Origin of the sequence: Paenibacillus mangrovi, from assembly GCF_022898935.1 — a bacterium.
In the GTDB taxonomy this organism is placed as follows: domain Bacteria; phylum Bacillota; class Bacilli; order Paenibacillales; family Paenibacillaceae; genus Paenibacillus_AQ; species Paenibacillus_AQ mangrovi.
The window spans coordinates 364,672-383,034 of record NZ_JALIRP010000003.1 but is presented as its reverse complement, the minus strand read 5'-3'; the positions used below and the strand labels follow the sequence as shown (position 1 = coordinate 383,034).

The 18,363-nt window shown below is 51.1% G+C and carries 10 protein-coding genes; 9 read left to right on the top strand and 1 reads right to left on the bottom strand.

The annotated features are described in order from the left end of the window. Nucleotides 1–6: 6 nt before the first annotated feature. On the top strand, nucleotides 7–708 hold the full coding sequence (locus MUG84_RS09895) for an AAA family ATPase (protein ID WP_244724523.1): 702 nt from the start codon (nucleotides 7–9) through the stop codon (nucleotides 706–708). Nucleotides 709–745: 37 nt separating this feature from the next. Further along, nucleotides 746–2,032, top strand: coding sequence for a polysaccharide deacetylase family protein (locus MUG84_RS27465; RefSeq protein WP_244724518.1), 1,287 nt, complete (start codon nucleotides 746–748; stop codon nucleotides 2,030–2,032). 250 nt (nucleotides 2,033–2,282) lie between these two features. Here the strand turns inward: MUG84_RS27465 and MUG84_RS09885 are convergent, their stop codons facing one another. After that, nucleotides 2,283–3,218, bottom strand: a complete 936-nt coding sequence (locus tag MUG84_RS09885; RefSeq protein WP_244724515.1) for a hypothetical protein — start codon at nucleotides 3,216–3,218, stop codon at nucleotides 2,283–2,285. A gap of 455 nt (nucleotides 3,219–3,673) precedes the next feature. On the opposite strand from MUG84_RS09885, the gene MUG84_RS09880 reads away from it, so the two are divergent. The 7 genes from MUG84_RS09880 to MUG84_RS09850 all read left to right on the top strand — a co-directional run bounded on the left by MUG84_RS09880 (nucleotide 3,674) and on the right by MUG84_RS09850 (nucleotide 18,361). Beyond that, nucleotides 3,674–5,452 (top strand): vWA domain-containing protein, encoded by a 1,779-nt coding sequence (locus MUG84_RS09880; protein ID WP_244724512.1) that lies wholly within the window; start codon nucleotides 3,674–3,676, stop codon nucleotides 5,450–5,452. A 56-nt stretch (nucleotides 5,453–5,508) separates the two neighbouring features. Then, on the top strand, nucleotides 5,509–8,898 hold the full coding sequence (locus tag MUG84_RS09875; RefSeq protein WP_244724509.1) for a tubulin-like doman-containing protein: 3,390 nt from the start codon (nucleotides 5,509–5,511) through the stop codon (nucleotides 8,896–8,898). A gap of 1 nt (nucleotide 8,899) precedes the next feature. Further along, complete coding sequence (locus tag MUG84_RS09870) at nucleotides 8,900–11,308, top strand: transcription initiation factor TFIID (protein ID WP_244724506.1); 2,409 nt, start codon at nucleotides 8,900–8,902, stop codon at nucleotides 11,306–11,308. A 37-nt stretch (nucleotides 11,309–11,345) separates the two neighbouring features. Continuing rightward, nucleotides 11,346–12,626, top strand: a complete 1,281-nt coding sequence (locus MUG84_RS09865; protein ID WP_244724503.1) for a vWA domain-containing protein — start codon at nucleotides 11,346–11,348, stop codon at nucleotides 12,624–12,626. A gap of 19 nt (nucleotides 12,627–12,645) precedes the next feature. Continuing rightward, complete coding sequence (locus MUG84_RS09860; RefSeq protein ID WP_244724501.1) at nucleotides 12,646–13,290, top strand: beta-mannanase; 645 nt, start codon at nucleotides 12,646–12,648, stop codon at nucleotides 13,288–13,290. Between the two features lie 656 nt (nucleotides 13,291–13,946). Next, the gene (locus MUG84_RS09855) at nucleotides 13,947–15,209 is read left to right on the top strand and encodes a hypothetical protein (RefSeq protein WP_244724499.1); all 1,263 of its coding nucleotides are present in this window, start codon (nucleotides 13,947–13,949) and stop codon (nucleotides 15,207–15,209) included. Next, nucleotides 15,209–18,361, top strand: a complete 3,153-nt coding sequence (locus tag MUG84_RS09850; protein WP_244724946.1) for a GAP1-N2 domain-containing protein — start codon at nucleotides 15,209–15,211, stop codon at nucleotides 18,359–18,361. Before MUG84_RS09855 ends, MUG84_RS09850 begins: the two co-directional genes overlap by 1 nt. Nucleotides 18,362–18,363 lie beyond the last annotated feature (2 nt).

Genomic DNA, 18,363 nt, shown 5'->3' with positions numbered 1-18,363 from the left:
TATATCATGTTAGACAAACCTAACCCGACTAATAAAACAAGAGGATGGCTTAAAAATATATTAAATGCCCGTACAGGGTCACCAGCCGCCGCACCGCTTGATAGCCAAGGTGAAATGGAAACGGATGAAGTGGAGTCCCTTCAGGGCTCTCATGAAGCGGATTTTTCGCTGCTGGAACAAGATAAAGTCGCTCTGGACCTCGTCGTTGCCGTCGAGAATCTGCTGAATGACCGCCAGCTGGCTTCTTTTAAAATCAAGGATAACGAGCAGCAGCTCCAAAATGCTAACGAGTCGATCAACCGCCTCAAAAATGAGCTTAGCAAAAAGGAACATTTCATTCTTGAAAAAGAGAAGGAATTCAGAAGTTTGGAAGACAAGCTGACCCATAAACAGATGAGCTATGATCAGCTTCTTGAAGATTATAAAGAGTATCAGAACTCCTCAAACTCCGGAATCGAAAATTTGAAGTACCAGCTCGAGAAGGAACGGAATAAGTACGTCAAATTAAATGATGAGTTTTCTCATTACCAATACGAAAGCATGAAAAAGGCAAAGGAACTGGAAGAGAGAATCCGGGATTTGGAAAGTGAGAACCAGAAGGTTGAAAGCCAGTACCAAAAAGTTCTGGAAGAAAAGAATCATCTGCTGCAGACGATTTCGGATTTCACTGCACGCATGAATTTTTCGTTAACCCCTCCTTCGGAATAAACAGCATTTTTTAGAAGCGAAAAGAGGAGGGGGAACCGTGCAGCAATCCTATTTGACAAAGTGGCTTGAAATCCTGTCCGTTGAAGAAAACGGATCTGGGACTTATTTTATGAACGTGGAATTTGTTTATGAAGAGCGGGTCGCATTAAAATGGGATGTTGATTCTTTTACAGCTATCAATATCCGTCATGTAATAGATGAAGCGGAAAGTACAGATGCAAAATATAGATTAACTCTCCTGAGCGAACGAAATGTCATTGATCAACAGTGCTATGGTCAAATCACCCGATATAACCGGGACACCAGCAGGAGGATGAAATTTGCTTGTTCTGAACCATTCGCAGAGCAGTTGTCAGCCCTCAAAAAAATAGACCGTATCAGCGAAATAAAGAGTTTATCTTCTTTCTTAAACGAAACGTATGATGGGGAAAACGATTGCGATCTTGAGGAGCAAGCTATAACCAAACCTAGGGTTAAAATGAGTAAGAAGGTATTCATAAATCTGACAGCGTCTCTCCTCATCATAACGTTATTGGTTTATCTTTCTTCTACGGGATTCTCGCTGATTAATGGAAATGTGCTGGCCAATACGGACACAGCGACGGCCTCGAAGGTATCTCAAGAGCCGCCAGCTGTCTCATCGGATAAAATAGAAACGGAAAAATGGACGCAGCCAGCGGCTTTGGCATTATCTGCAACGCCGCCTGTTCCTCTTCATAAGGAAAAGGCATTGCCTGCGGCTGTCAGCCTGGATAAAATGATCAACTACAGTGTTCCGAAGGATTTTGTCGCAATCACCTTTGATGACGGACCATCCAAATATACCAAAGACATTGTCGATATATTAACGGATTATCATGTTGGAGGGACGTTTTTTTTCGTAGGAACACAAGTGAAGAAATTCCCTGAATCGGTAAAATACGTGGGGGAGCATGGGTTTTCAATCGGCAATCATTCCATGTCGCATGCTAATCTTCAGAAGCTGTCATTGGCAGAGCAGCAAGCGGAAATTCTGGGCAACAACAGGCTTATAGAGAGTATCACTTCAAAACCGGTGGTTCTGTTTAGGCCGCCTTACGGTTCCATGAACGCCCAAACCAAAGAAATTGTTGAATACGCTAACATGAAAATTACGATGTGGAACCGCGATCCCGAAGATTGGAAATTCAAGAAAAACCCGCAGAAAGTTCTGAGTTACATCGAACATTCCAAAACAAGGGGATCGGTGATTCTCTTGCATGAATCCAAGGAAACGGTGGAGCTGCTTCCGGACATTATAGAATACTTACAGCAACAGAAGGTCCAGATCATTAATCTGATGTAGTCTTCATGTGTGAATTTATTCATTATATTAAACCTTAATAAGGAAAACTAATTTCTTTTGGCGTTATCCGCTCTGAATCCCATTTTTCCTTTATTACACAAACAGCCCGCTCTCTTCAAGAGCGGGCTGTTTCCAATTCGTTACATTGAACTCAGATGCTGATATAAAATAAAAAGAGAAAATACGCAGGGTTAGCGCAAGTTTTATCGTCATATATTTATGGCCTTTTTAATAAAATTGGACACATACCTTATTCCCAGTTTTGAAATTCGGGATCCCAGCGGTATTTTTCGTTATATATGGCTGAGACCTCTTCACGTAGACCGTTCCAGGATTGATTCGGATTGCGACGTACCAGCTGATACAGCCGAAGATAACGTTCCTTGGGAAGCTGACGGGCATAACGGAGAATGAAATCAGGATAAGTATCCACGTATTTCTTCATCCGTACAGCAGCTCCTGCTACCGCAGCCATGATTCCGGGGCCGCCCTTCATGCGGAGGATTTCTCTTTCGTGCAGCAGTACGTACCGGATCGCTTTGTTCTTGATAAGCTCGCGTTTGACCTTGGCCAGCTCGCCAATATATTCCGCCAGGGCGGGCTCGAATCGGTCCAGCATCAGCGAATCCAGTTCCAGCTCCATGTCTTTGCGGAGTATGAACGATTGGAGCAGCATGATCTGCTGCAGACGGATCCGGTCATTGTGCACGATCGTGGCGATTTCCCGCAATATTTCATAGCCGAGCTGCTCGTCATCCTTGATGGCGGCGGAAGCGGTCGTGAGGTTCATGTAGATCCCTTCGATAATGCGCCGTTCGCTGCTTCGCAGCAGCTTATCGAGCTGCCGTCTCGTCTCGGTCTCCAGCATTCTCCGCTGAAACCACCAGAGAAGTACGGTTAAGGCGAGTCCCCCAAGCAGGCACAGTACAATCTGCAGGAAGGTTTGGCTGAACAGGACGGCCGCGAGCGTGATTAGTAGGGCGACCAGCCGCTCGTTTTGCATGGAACGCTTGGCGTTGATCCGGGCCTGATCCATGACGGGAATCAGCGTATGTTTGCCGCAGCTCGCGCATTTATCTTCCCAAAGCACGGTAAAAGAGCGGCAGTGTTTGCAAACTCTTAACTTTTCATAGGCATATCTTGTCTTATAATAGGGGCGCAGGCGCACCGGTTTTTTCTTGTTCATGTTGTGTGATCACCCCTCGGATTGGAAATGATCAGGAGGGTGTCATCAAGATCCTCTGGCGTAGGTGCTTTCTTCTGCCTATTAAAATAAACGGCAATTTTTATGATTATAAATAGAAACAAAATGCCGAGGCATCCGTATGCAATCATATTCCGTAGTTCCTTTCTGGAGTTTCGAATGGATGAAAACATAATCTAGGCCTTATTTCCTATAAGGCGCTCGGAGGCTGCGATTATTGAACTTTGCTAGCTTTAATTATATCATAATATAAAAGTATTGGGAGTTTCTAGATAGCCTGAGGGAGCTTTAGCTTTTCAACTGGTTATAGTTAAAACCGCGTCTTTGATGAAATTTTTTTCGTTTCTTAAGAATTTCTTAAGACTTTTTTCCTACAGTGTAATGAAAGCTTATGAAAAAATCAGTTCAATTTAATAGAGAGGGAGTATCGAAATTCTATGCTTCATAAAAATAAAATAGCACTCTGTCTTCTGCTGGTTGTTCTGTTGATTCTACCGGTAAGCGGCCAGTGGGCATCAGCTGCGGCTGCGCAGCAGTCCTCCCATATCGATGCCGTATTGGTCATGGACGCAAGTAACTCGATGAAGGCCAGTGATCCGAACCGAATCAGCGGCGAAGCGATGAAAATGTTCATTGATATGCTCTCCACGCAGGGTGATAAGGTCGGCATCGTCTCGTATACCGATAAAATCCAGCGGGAGAAGGCGCTGCTGGAAATTCAGTCCGAAGCGGACAAGGAGGATTTGAAGCAATTTATTGATGGGCTCGACCGTGGATCGTACACGGATATTTCCGTAGGCGTCAAGGAAGCGGTCAAGGTGCTGAAACAGGGTGCCGAAAAAGGCCATGAGCCGATGATCGTCGTCCTGGCGGACGGCAACAACTCACTTGATCCGAAGTCGGGCAGAACCCAAGCGCAGTCCGATCAGGAGCTTAATCAGTCGGTGCAGGAGGCGAAAGCCGCAGGCATCCCGATTTATACGATCGGCCTGAATGCCGATGGCAAGCTGAATAAGGATGCTCTGGCCCAGTTATCGGACCAGACGGGAGGCAAATCCTTTTCGACCAGCTCAGCGGATGATCTGCCGCAAATCCTGAGTGAAATATTCGCAAGCCACCAAAAGCTGAAGATCGTGCCGGTGAGCTCGATTACGGCGAATGGAAGCTACCAGGAAGTGACGATCCACGTGCCGAATGCGAATGTAAAGGAAGCCAATATCTCACTGATGTCGAGCAAGCCGGTGGATGTAAAACTAATCGACCCATCAGGCAAAAACCAGCCGATTCCGTCTGCGAACATTCTGCGCTCTCAATCGAATTCCTACTCCCTGATTAAGCTCCTGAATCCGGAGCAGGGGGATTGGAAACTGCAAGTGAAGGGCGTTCCGAAGGATAAAATCGACATCAATTTGATCTTTAACTATGATCTCGAGCTGGACATGGCTCCGCTAAAGTCGACGACCGTCAAGAAAGGCGATACGATCGACATCAACGCCTATCTCGTCAGCAATGGCCAGAAGCTGCAGAATAATGGGCTTTACAATAATATGAGCGCGAAATTGATCGTCAAGGATCTGGATTCTGGCGATACGAATGAAGTGAAGCTCACTAACAAGGGAGATCACTTTGAAGGCTCCTACACTGTTGAGGAGAAGCATGCATACGAGCTGAAGGTTCGTGTCGAGGATCAAAGCTTCTACCGGGAAACGAAGCCGGTGACCATCAGCGCGAACGCCGGCGGCTCCGGAAGTTCTCAAACACCCGCAGCCCCGAAAGACGAAAAGAAACCTTTTCCAATATGGCCCGTAGTGATTGGTGTTATTGCCTTGGCCGCTGTGGCCGCCGGAGCTTACTTTATTCTTGGGGCGGTCCGGAAAGCTAACAAAGGTTTTGTTGGCCAGATGGTGGTGGAAATCCGCGACGAGAATAGCGGTGAAAAAACGTACCCGCAGTACAAAAAACTGACGGCCTTCAAAGGCAAGTTCAACCTGCATCAGCTGCTCCAACTGGCGCCAGAGCTGAAAGAAACGGATAAAGTGATCTTTACGCCAGGCAAAAATGACCGTTTGATGCTCAAAAACGTCTCAGCCTGCATGATCGAAAAATCGGGCCGTGCGGTGGATGCATCCCTCGGAGCTGAGCTGAAAAGCGGCGACCGTCTCAGCGTATCGCTGCCGCAGGTGGATAAGACGATATTGATTGAATATTTGGTTTAAGTGCTGCACTAACATTCGGATATAAGAACCTAGAGATATTCTCAGGAGGGGAAACGATGAAACCGATAGTAAGAGAACATATTCAGCAGCTTGATGTATCACTGGGCGGAGGGATCGTAAGCGAGAAGATTCGCGTCGATACGATCGATAACCCGATTCTCATCATTGGTCTTGGAGGTACGGGTATTGATGCGCTGCTGCGCCTGAAATACCAGATCAACCGCCGCTTCAAGCTGCCGGAGGACCCGCTTTCCAAGAAGAAAATGGAGAAGCCGGCTAACGTGGAATTTCTGGCTTTCGAAACCAACGAGCAGGATAAGAACAAACGTTACAAAGGCGTAGGTTTAGACTCTATCAACGAGTTCGTTCTTCTTTCGAACGCCGAAATCGGCGGTCTGCTGCAAAACCGCAGCATTTTAGAACCGTACGTTACAGACTGGCTGTCTCCGGAGCTCAGCATCACCGACGGCATGAACGGCGCTGCCGGTGTACGCCAGGCAGGACGTCTGCTTCTGTTCACGAAGATCAATCAGGTGGTGCAAGCCATCGATAAAAAAATCAAAACCCTGTCCGTCGGCACGAACAAAAAGCTGATGGTGTTCTTGCTAACGGGTCTGTCAGGCGGTACGGGCAGCGGCTGCTTCCTGGACATTGCCTATATCGTGCGCGGCATTATCGAGCGCGACCACGGCTCGGCAGGGATTGACCGCGTCAATACGCTCGGCTACCTGTTTACGCCGGATGTGAATCTGTCGAACAAGAGTCTGAGCGAGCATACGCGCGAATACATTAAGAAAAACGGCTATGCGGCGCTGAAAGAGCTTGACTACTGGATGAACGTCGATGCCCGGAGCGAGCGCTTCAAGCAGCAGTACGGCAACATCCTGACCGTAAACTCGCCGCTGCCTCCGTTTAATTTATGCCATCTGATCTCGGCGACGAATACTGAGGGCAAGCTACTGGAAAATGCGTACGACTACTGCATGAACGTAACCGCAGAGAATATTACGAACTTCATGGCCAGCGAGGAAAAGCAGTCGGGTGAAGAATTCGCCATCCACGACTATATCAGCAACATCCGGACGAATATCGCACAGATGAACAAGGCGTATCCGGCCAACTATGATTACAACATTATCGGTGCATCCTCCGCGGTGCTGCCGATTGAAGAAATGACGACCTACCTGGCGTACCGCTTGTTCGGCAAAATGGAAACGATGTTCGAGAAGGCGCCAAGCCAAGAGGATGTGGAGAAGTTCGCCCGCAAGCTGGGCATCGATCTCGACACGATGATGAAGACGTTCGAATCCCGCGTGCCAGAGCCGCTGCCTGGCTACCAGAACAGCGAGCGTCTGAGCTACACCAACGTGGTGAAAAATCAGGTCATCAACATGGACACGGAGCTGGAACAGAATTTCCTGGCCCGTGCCCGCGAGGAATACATCAAGGCGAAGAAGCAGCTGCCAGGCGAAATCGTGGAGCAGTTCAGCGACCAGATCCGCCGCATCTTCCTGCATCCGGAGCAAGGGCCATTCTATGTATCGCGCCTCCTGTATACGGAAAAAGGCTTCTGCCTCCTGAAAATGCTGCTGTCCTACATCGAGACGCTGCGCGAGAACCTGACCCGCATCCCGCGTGACATTGAGGCGGCGAGAGAGCAGGCGAATGACCGTCTTGGCGATGCGAAGAGCGCTTTTGTATCGAAGGACAAGAAGAAGAACGTCTACATTGAAGCCAAAATCAATGAATACTGGCTGATGGCGGATGTGGAGCGCACCGAGCAGATGATCGAGTTCTACGAGGATCTGTATGATCTTTTGAACCAGGAAAACAACCGCATTTATAACGTATATACTGAAATTCTTAACGCACTGAATGCGATTTTTGCCAAAAACGGGGACATCCTCCTGAGCGGCGAAGAGCAGCAGGATCACAAGGGCAATAAAACGTACTACTGGAACATCGTCAGCGTGCCGGACATTTCCAAGGTCATCAACAAAATGATGGAGCAAAAGGACGTGGAGGATCTTATCCGCGATTTTGCCCAGGAGCTGCTGCGGCATTCCAACCAGTGGATCAAGGAGCAGGAGATCGACATCGTTAGCTCCATTTCCGACTTCCTAACCGAAAAATTCGGCGACTTGATCACGAAATCCATGGAGGATTTCCTGGTGATGAAGTTCGGCCAAGAGGAGTCCATTGAGAAGTTCGTGGAGCGGAACATCGCGAGCAAGCTGGATGACGAAGCCGTTCCGGTATTCCATTTGAGCAACAGTGCGGGTAATCTGTACTTCCCTTCCTGGGGCTTCGTATCCGTGCCTGTGCAGGCACCGAGCATCCTGAAGGGGATTCGCAACTACCAGAACAACTCCGTTGGCAAGTCCCATTTTACGGTGAAGGAAAGCGAAGTGAAGAACCGGATTTTCTGGCTTAACACGAAAAACGGGGTGCCGCTCTTCGTGTATACGCCACTGAAGGTGTTTGAAGAAAGCTACGAGCGCACGATTCTGGACAAGGAAGGCATCGGGCGCCACCTGGTGCAGACCGACCGTTCCAACTGGACATATCTGCCTTCGCCGATTCCGGAAAAATCCTGGGGCGAAACCTATGTCAACCCGCGGGTGCAAAGCTACAATGCCCGTGTCCGTGCGGAATTCGAGCAAGCGATCGGCTACAAGATCATCGTAGAGAAGGATATCGATCAAAATACAAGCAACCGCTATGCAGTCATCTATACGAAGCCGTTCGACTTGAACAATGTTTTGCGTGCCTATGATATGCAGCTGAGCGTAGCCAAGCCGAACCTCGGCGAGGTGAAGCGTGCCGCAACCGAACTGAAGCGCCTGCTTGATGGTGGTCTTGAAAAAGAAAGCACGAAGGATATCTTCGGCAGCATTAGCGGGGAGCTGGCCAAGGAAAATCTGATCCGTTCACCGGAGCAGATTACGCGCATGCGTGCCGAGCTGGCGAAATATCAGGCAATTGCGTCCAAGCTGCAGGAGCTGGAACAGGTCATCAACCAGTATCAGGACGAAGAAAAGTGGCTGGATCACTTTATCGAAGCGATGTACACCGGCACGATCTGCAAAAAAGGCGCACTGTACGTGTATGACCGTGATCCTGAGGAAGAAGCATGGGAGCCGTTTGCCAATCTCATGAAGAGCGTCAACTACGTGGAATATGAGGTCTACAAGCACTTCCGTGAACTCGATGAGAAAAGCCGGAGCACGCTGCTCCGCAAAGCCTCCCGCCGCGATAACGAGTTGACGGCATCCGAGGATATTTCGCCACTGCTTACCAAGCTGGAAGAGCTTGCGGAGGCTTTCCTCGATGCACGTGACCGTTTGGAATATGAGAAGGTAGAGCTGGCTGACGGCGAAGAACGCCATCAGTTCTATAAGCAGGTTTCTTCTAAATTAAATGACATTCGCAGAAGGTTGAAATAAGATGGACCAATTATTGGAGCGGTACGCAGCAGGTTATGCCGCCGATCAGGATAAGCTGTCGGGCAAAGGGGATGATCAGAGCAGCATCCATTACCCGGCCGTGTTTCTCTTCATCGGCGACAAGTCGGCGGGTGCGATCGAACCCATGATGAGCATCAACCATAAAAAATGGGATAACAGTGCCGGCGTCATGTATTTTCACGTCGGAACAGGCGCGGCAGATCAGGCGGCTTCAGGTTCTGGAGCTGCGAGGCAACCGCGCTCCGGAGAAGCCGGCAAGCGCCTCAGCCAGTTCGTGCTGAATTCAGCTCCGGGCGGAAGTGATTCCAAGACGCTGCGCAAGGAGCTGTATCATTCCTTCTATCAGGATGAGGAGCAGCTCTACGGCTTGAACCGGGCGCTGCGGCAGCTCAGCTACAACATAGCGGATTACGGACGGCTGTATTCGTCGTTTGACCGTATTCATCTCTCTGTCATTACGCGGGTCGACGACCCGCTTAATGTGTTCATACCGGAAATTTCGCTGCTGGCGCAGTCGATCTTCAGCCAGTCCTTCAAATCGGTGCAGATGGATCTGTATGTGTTGATTAGCGAGCGGGATCAGATGGAGGCATTCGGATACGGCAGCTCGGCGGGAGTTGCTTTTTTGAGAGAGCTTGAGCTCATGCAAAGCCAGGACTACAGCTTCTCGGCGAAGCTGCATGTCACGGAGGACGGCTTGTCCATCCCGGTGACGCATCAGCCTGCCCCGTTGTTTGATTTGGTATATGTGTTATCCGACAAAAATGAGCGCGGCATTTCCACTGCCTACGGGATGCAGGGCAACTATGAAATTATCTGCCATCTCAGCCTGCTGAAGAACCGCAAGCAGAAGGAAAGCCATTACGACATGAACACCGGAGGGTACAACAACACCTCCTTCAAAAATAACATCATGACCGAATCCGGGCGTCAGGGGTACGTATCGGCCGGATTCTCCCGCGTCAAACGTCCGAATGAATCGATTGCCCTTGCGGTGCTGCATCACTTTTACAGCGGACTTCTGCAGCGGATGAAGAGGCTGCCGGACTGGGGGATGAAGGAGAAGCTGTCCTTCTTCGGCCTAGACCCGGCTTCCGTGTCGGAGCGTGCTGCGAGGCTTGTACCGGACAGCGGAAAAATCGCGGAAATGACCGGGATGATGACACATCCGGTAAGCTATGCCTCCCTTAAGCGCATGACGCTGCGGGAAGCGGAGGAGGCGCTGTTTGCCGGAGGCTGCGAGGCTTACTTCCAAGGTAATTACGTTCAGGAAGCCATGCGCAGGTTGCAGCAGCTGGAAACCGGCGGGGAGCTGCGCTCATGGATCCGTCGTCGTATCGGCGAACCTTCAGGTGTGGGTATTTTTGGAGTTGCGGCATGGACCGACGAGAAAAACGGCACAGGCAGCGTGCTCGAAGCGGTGCAGAGCCGCATCCGTGATCTCTCAGGACATCTGGATTCCGAGAAATTACAGCTGGCGGGTTATTATGAGGAGCGGGTAGAGGAGCAGCCTTTTTCGAAACGGCCGCTCATGGAGAAGCATAATGTCCGCAGCTTTATCCGTTACTTTTTCGAAACGGTGTATCAGCGGAAGCTTGAGCTTCTTCTAATCGAAACGGAGCTGAAGCTGTATCGCCGTTATGAGGCTGAGCTTGCGCGGATTCATCAGGAGTATAAGCGTAAAGCGCTGGAGCTTACGGAGCTGCAGGGAACGCTTCTGGATGCGGCCCGGGCAAGTATCCGGGCAGCTGACGATTACATCGGTCAGAATATTATGGAATACTACGGGGTGGTCACGGAGGAATGGATGAGTGATCTGGAATCCCGGCGCGGGGAAGGTGCCTTTTTCGAGGAACGGTTCATGGGGAGCTTCGTAGAACTTATGGATGAAGGCCGGCAGGGTATGCTGGAGCGGCTCATAGAAGTATGTCGGAACGAGCTTCTGGAGTCGGATGCTTTCGATCAGACCTTTGAGGAAGAACTGCTGAACCGCGCGAATGTTACGACGGATTATAACAACAAGCAGGTTTTGTCCAAGGAAGAGCTGTTCAAGAAGCTGTACCGGACACTGGAAGAACATGCGGTTATCAATGTCCGCCTTTTGGAATACACGCAGGAACACCGCTACGAAGAGAAATATTTCTTTGGCGATGGGGAGAGCGAGTTTATCCGTTATGCTTCCGCCGCCGACGAAACCTCGCGTATCTACAAGCTGGGTGTCGTGCATGAGAAGCGCAGCAGCGGCGTGGAGAAGCTGAACATCATGGGCGGATTCCATCTCGAGGACCTGATGTATTACCGCAATGGCAGGGTCTACTACGAAACATACGTCCAGAACGGCTACGAATTTCACGGCATCGAGACCGAACGGCTGCTGGAGCTAAGGTAGTTAGCTCCTATCCCACTATGGAAAGGAAGCATGTCATATGCAGCGAAAATTGAATTTACTCCTGCTGCTCTTCAGCCTGATTGGTGGTGCCGTCGGCTTTGCTGCCTCGGAAGTCATTCTGGACAGGTGGGGCGGCGACTGGCCATGGATCGTTGTGATCGGTCTGTATTTCGGCTTGCTCGCCTTGTTTATCGGGCTGGGATGCCTGGCTGCGGAGATCATATCGCCGCGGCTGAATGGTCCCTCCTGGAGACAGCGCTACACGGGCACCTCATGGAAACTGCTGGTGCCGGCCACGCTCGTGATGTTGTTCGTCGTGGGTCTGGCACTGGAGTTCGTTTATGAAATCAATGCCGGGGGATCGAAGCCGATCAAGGATATTGTACTGGTCATCGATAATTCAGGCAGCATGCAGCAGAACGACCCGGATAATGCGCGTTATACGGCTGCCAAGGACATGATTAACCGGATGGACAGCGATAACCGGGTGGCTGTGATGGCTTTTAATGACCAAACGGATTTGCTGCAGCCTTTTATACAGGTCAAGGATCAGGCGGCCAAGGACAAAGTCGCGGCTGAGATTGATGCACTGGAAGCCACCGATGGCGGTACCAATATCAGTCTGGCCTTGTCCGACACCATGAAGCATATTCAGGACCAAGGCGATGCAGGACGCGGAACGATGGTTGTTCTGCTCTCTGACGGCGTCAGTGATGTAGACCTGAATTCGGCGCTTGCGCAGTATAAGCAAAAACATGTTCAAGTCAATACGATTGGTCTCAGTCTGGTGCAGTCTGACGGATCGAGCCTACTGAAGTCCATCGCCCAGGAAACGGGCGGCCAATACTACGATGTGCAGAATGCTGGAGATTTGTCGCTGGTGTTCCAGAAAATCTACAATGATGTAGGCGAGCGCACGCTTGTAACCGAGCGGACGGGACCGGAGCAGGACAGCATGGTCTATCTGATCCTCCGCGTGGCGTCACTGAGCCTGATCGGCGCAGCCATTGGCCTGTCGCTGGGGCTGATCTTCGACAACCGCTACCTGGCCCGCAGCTTTGGGGCCGGCGGCGTGGTTTCCGGACTGCTTGCAGGCTTGCTGCTGGAGTTCGGATTATCCGGCGATGGCTGGAGTGATACGATGATCCGCCTGCTATCCTGCCTGGTGCTCGCGGGTGTGCTTGCACTGTTCACGGCTGTTATACCGGTGAAGGAGAACGGCAAGCTTGAGAGCGGACTGCAGCGCCCCGGTTCTGCCGGACGTTCGCAGACCGGATATGCGGGGCGATCTAAGAATAACAGCAGCAGAGGATTTTAATGCGGGAGGCGAATGAAAGATGAGGTTCATCGATGCGGATATCAGCTCACTGCTCATTCGCGGTGTGACCCATCAGCTGGATGGAGACCGCTGTACGCTCCGCTGGCGCTGGCCGGAGGATATAGCGGCGGTCTACATTGAGCGCAGCATGGCAGGGGAAGAGCCGATGCCGGATACGAAAAGGCCTGATATGAGCCGGCTGAAGCTGTATACCCGGAATGAATACAAAGCCAGTAACGGCTACCACGACCGGATCGACGGTGTCGGCAGAGTCGTATATACCATATATGCGTCCACCGAGACGGAGGACGGCCCGGCGCTGATCCGCCAGCATGACGGGCAGAACCGGAAGGAATTCAGTACCGGCAAAGCCAAGGTGTGGTTCTCTATAAGGCAGAAGAGTGGCTTGTTCCAGAAGTATAAGTCGGTACAGATCAAAGTTACGACGGAGATTCCCGTTCCGAAAGAAGCGCTTTGCTACGTGAAAAAGGAAGGCAGCTACCCGGCGAACAAAGACGACGGCACGCTGTACCCTTTTGTAACGGACTTTGAAGCGGGACGGAATGTGCTGCCCGTGATCGAAGTGGGTAAAAACGATTATGTGAGGCTGTTTTTCACCGACGGGAAAAGGTACGGGCAGGTGTATGAGTTGGTGCCGGAGTGAGCGTTGCTTCTGTTGAAATCGCGTTATCGGATTGCATCGCTCCGAATGCGGATCATTCTTCCGATCACTGTTGGGCGCTCCATGTAACTTCCCTCCGGCTTCTGTTGAAATCGTGTTATCGGAATGAACTGAGAGGAAATAACACGATTTCAAAGGAAGCACGTAAACTCTTCGGGAATTTACATTCCGCTTGGTATCTCGAAAGAGGACTTGGCTGATTCGTAAGAATTGAATCAGCGTTAGTTAAGGGGATTGGAATGCTGCTCTAAGATGGCTCGAAGGGTTGGTCTAAGGAGGGCACCGGAGTATCTTGCTGAGTGAATTTGGAGTATAAGTGAGAGGTTTTTCCTCTTTGGAAGTATAACTTAGTAGCTAGGAAGTATTTGTTAAATAATTCATCTGTGAGTTGGCTCAAATATTGTTAACGAGTTTGTTCTAATAACTCGTTTCAAAGATACTACAATCAAATGCATAGAGTAGCGGAGGGGACGGAATCGATCTGAAGAAGCGATAGCGGTCGCCTTTGTCTCCGAATTTCTACAATTTTGAAAGTTATAATCAAAGAAATTTGGAGACAACAGCGATCGGAAGAACGATCCGTCCCCGCAGCGGCTACTATGCAACACCCACCAGCTAAAGGGGGAAGAAAGAAACCTATGGGCATTTTTGATATATTCAAAAAGAAACCGATCGCCGAGCCAAGGCCGCTTTTTTACGATATTGTGTGTCCGTACTGCTTCAGCAAATTCGCACCGGACGAGGTCGTATTCCGCGCGGCGCACAGTCGCGAAGACGATGAGGATTACGCGCTGCAGGAAGACGAGGCGCTGAACCGATACCGTGAGCGCTTTGGCCTTGACTCGGTGTACGACATGGAAGCCATTTTGCGCCCGGGCGATATTCCCGAGGAGCATCATATCTACTCCGATCATGTGCTGGTCGGTCTTAATGACCGCTACGGTGTGGTCACGCGCCACCGTTTGTGCCCGAAATGCCATAACGAGCTACCGGTCACTTCCGGCAAGGTACCAAGCAATATCATTTCCATCATCGGCGCCTCGCAGGTAGGCAAATCAGTGTATATGACCTCGCTGATCCATACGCTTCAGCATTCAACAGCAGACCATTTCAATGCGGCCTGCATGCCGCTGAACGCGGAGATCAGCCGCAAATTCCGTACGATGTACGAGGAGCCGCTGTTTGAGCGGGGCGATCTGCTCGCTTCGACGCAGAAGGAACGGATGCAGGAGCCTTTTATTTTCCAGTTCGTATTCAAGGACGAGACCAAACCGCCGCTGACGCTGGTGTTTTTCGATGTCGCCGGTGAGGGGATGGTCGATGAGGATTACCTTGGCCTGCATGGCCAGCATATCAAGAACTCCGCGGGCATCCTGTTCATGGTTGATCCGCTGCAAATCCGCTCCATCCGCGACAAAATCCGCATTCAAATGGGGGATGAGCCGGGCGAGTGGGTGTCGCAGTATGATGAACCGCGTGATGTGGTGCTGACGATGTTCGGTGACTTTATCGCTTATGAGGATAAGGGGAAAACCGACATCCCGACCGCCGTTGTGCTGACCAAGAGCGATATGCTGCACTCCCTAAAGGATGAGGACGGCGAGTATATCAAATCCAACAGCAACGTGTTTAACAATATGGTGCACCGGAAAACGCTGGATTTGACGGAGTTTGAAAATATCGACGGCGAAATCCGCCGCTTCATCGAAAAGGTGGACCGTCCGTTTAAAGGCACGATGGATGTGTATTTTTCCAATACAGCTTATTTCGCGGTGTCTGCGCTTGGCAGTAATCCGGTTAACCAGAAAATGCAGTCCGTCGTCAGCCCGATCCGCGTCGATGAGCCGTTTATCTGGCTGATGTATAAGCTGAAGTATATTGAGGGGAGAGACGAAATGTGATGTTGACCCCAAACAAGGTCCAGCAGCAAATGTATACGCGTGAGCGGCACGGCATCTTCCGTTCTACAGAAGGCTTCGACACGATTGCGCGTTCATCGGGACTGGATCCTTCTTACATCAAAAAAGTGCTGCACCCGTTCTGCCAATATGATGCTCCGGCAGAGCTTATGGCACGCACCGAAAAGGAAGGGCAGGAGTACCCGGATGCCCTACATGTGATCCATACGGAGACCGGCGAAACGATTGTGGGCCGGAGCGTGTACCAGCCGGCGGATTTTACCGGGCTGCGCAGCGCCTTTTTTACTCATAACTATGTCATTCCTGCCGGATACCAAGAATCGCCTGAGACGGATTACCGCGCTTGGCTGCATGCCGCTTTCGCTGAAAAGTATGATATCGAGCAGGGAATGGAGCTTCCGGAGCTGACTGCAATTCCATCCAAGGACCGCGGCGGCAGTATGAACCGTGAGCAGGCGCTGAGTCTGCTGCAGGAGCTGAAGATTGATGAGCAGGTATTCAAACAGCTTCTGTTTGCGGCCATGGCATCCGTAGCCGGTAAGAAAAAAGTATATATTGTGCTTGATGTGGAAATCGAGCAGCTGTCCGACAAGGCCAAGGAGCTGCTTGCGCTGCTGTTTGCCAGCCTTCCCTACGGAATACGGCGACAGCTTGGTTTCCTGACCTATGCCAAAGAACCGCAAAGCAAAAAGGGCATCCAAATCATGTTCGTCGAGAAGGGCAGCCTGCGCCTGAATGACCGCAGCATCGAGAAGGATTTTCTGTTTGAGCTGGTTTCAGGCCGTGTGTTTAATGCAGATCTGGACTGGAGTGACCAGCCGTATCTGGACTTTGCATGGGAAACCCTTGGCAATCCGGAGCGGGCGGAGCGCTTTTACCAGTTCGCAGCCCACATGCTCAAGGACATGGAGCCGATCCGTCAGATTGCGATTGCCAGCTATCATGAGTTTGCGGTGCTGTTTCAAATGGAAGAAGGCAACGTAAAGCTGTATGAGCAGAATAAGCTGACGGTGCTGCGCAGCATGCTGGATTATTTGGCGCCCGCCGGGGCTCTTGCTGCCAAGATGCGCCTGAATGATCTCTTTTTGGCGAGCTTTGATCTGGAGTTTGATCATGTCAAACAGGGCGAGATTCAGGAGCCTGAGGTCATGGAATGCATCAAGGACTACTACCGGATTGACAAGAAGCACAGCGGACGGAAGATCGTCGAGTATTTTATCCGGACGCTCAATAATGCGATCTCCAAGAACCAGAAGGATCTGCTTTCGGCTATTTATGCGATGATCGATAGCGATCCGGAGCTGAGCCGGGCCTTTTTCGGCAAAGTGCTGGCCAGTCCAGGACTTCCGAAGCTGCTGTTTAATCCATACATCGAGAACCGGATGAAGAAAGCGCCGAGGGCGCGGGATCTGGCCGATCTGCTGCACAGTTGGACTGTTTCCCATCCGGTTGTGCTGGAAAGCGAGTTCTTCACCAAGCTCGCGGAAGCACAGCTGATGGACAAGCTCCGCAAAGAAGCTGAGCCGGTCAAGGCAGTTAATCAGATGCTGGACCAGTTGGATGAGCTGGATCTGGATCCACAGCATGGCTTCGCTCTGGTGGCGGGAGGTTCGCTGTTCGTGGACAAGCTGATGTACGCCGCCAACCTGTTCCTCTTGAAGGATATCCAGTTGGATAAGCTGACCCAAGAGCAGCTGCTTCAGATCAGTTTCCTGAGCAATCCGAAGGAGTTCCGCTCCTGGATATCCCGGTTTGATACGCGTACACGCTCCAAAGGGGAAGTGATGCTGGCTGCGCACCAGTGGTTCTCGAGTCCGCATCCTGAGCTTTCCATACTGAAGGGTCTTTCCCCGGCCGAACGAGATGAGGTGCAGCAGCTAGGACAGAACTGGCTTCGCAAGGAAGTCACCCCGTCCCATTTTGAGAGCATTACGCTGGCCTTCTGCTATGATGTCGAAACGGAAGCGGTAGATTACAACGGACTCATGGAATTCCTGCACAAGCATGCACCGAATCCCGAAACGGTGTATGAATTTATCCAGTGGTCGGCGTCGCAGCATGCCTTTGTGCGTCCGCGCGGTCTTGTGCCGGCTTATGCGACAGCGATCGTGAACTATTTTAAAAATAATGATCCTGCCGCGTTCAAAAATAAAGACAATGTCCGCAAATACTTCGATACCGCCGCTCCTGCGCTGAAGCCGGTCTATGCTAAAGTGAAAAGCGAGCTCGCTTCACCGCTAATCAAGTTTCTGCGCGGCAACCCGAGGGTGCTCAGACTTAGTTCCGTGCTGATGCTGGCGATCGTGGTGATCGGAGGCATGCTGCTGGTTATGAAGGCAAACGGCGGATTTGCCAAAGAAACGCCAAAACCGCCGGTCGAGGCGACGAAGCCGTCTACAACCGATACGCCGCCGGCAGAGCCGGAAGTCGTGAAGGAAGTGCCGGTACTGACGTCCAAGACGCTGAAAAATGCTGACAAGACCCGAGTGACACAGCTGACGTTCCACTTCAAACAGCCGGTATCCTGCCGTGATTTTAAGGCGAATGAAGTGACGGTCACGGGGAAAGACGGCAATATTATTTTGGAAATCCCTACGCCGCAGTTTGTTTATAAGTGTGCAGCAGATTCGGTTCAGGATCAGGGCACGGGCTTAGGTACGGGAACAGGAACGGATACCGCTTCGGGGACAAATGGAAGTGGGGCCGCAGACGGTTCAGCTGGCAGCACCGGAACGGCGAATACCGCTGATACCAGTGATATAGCAGGAGCCCAGGCCACGGATGGCACAGCTTCGGATGGAACTGCTGCAGCAAATGATACTGCGGTTACCGGCACAACCGGTGCGGACAGCAGTGGTATCAATGACGGCGCAGCCTCTGGCGTTGATGGAGCGGAAGCCTATACCAGCACGGTGACGCTCAAGCTCATCAAGAAGCTTGATTTGACCAAGGTGGATAAGGTGCTCGTGGATAACGTGCCTTATACGATCATACCTGAGGATCAGCTCGGCAAGACGACGCCTTCGGCGGACAGCACGCAGGATGGGGCGCAGAACACCACAGCTGGCGGTACGGTGAGCGGAAACGGGACACAAGAAAGTGGTACAAGCGGTACACAGGGTACCGGGAAATAATC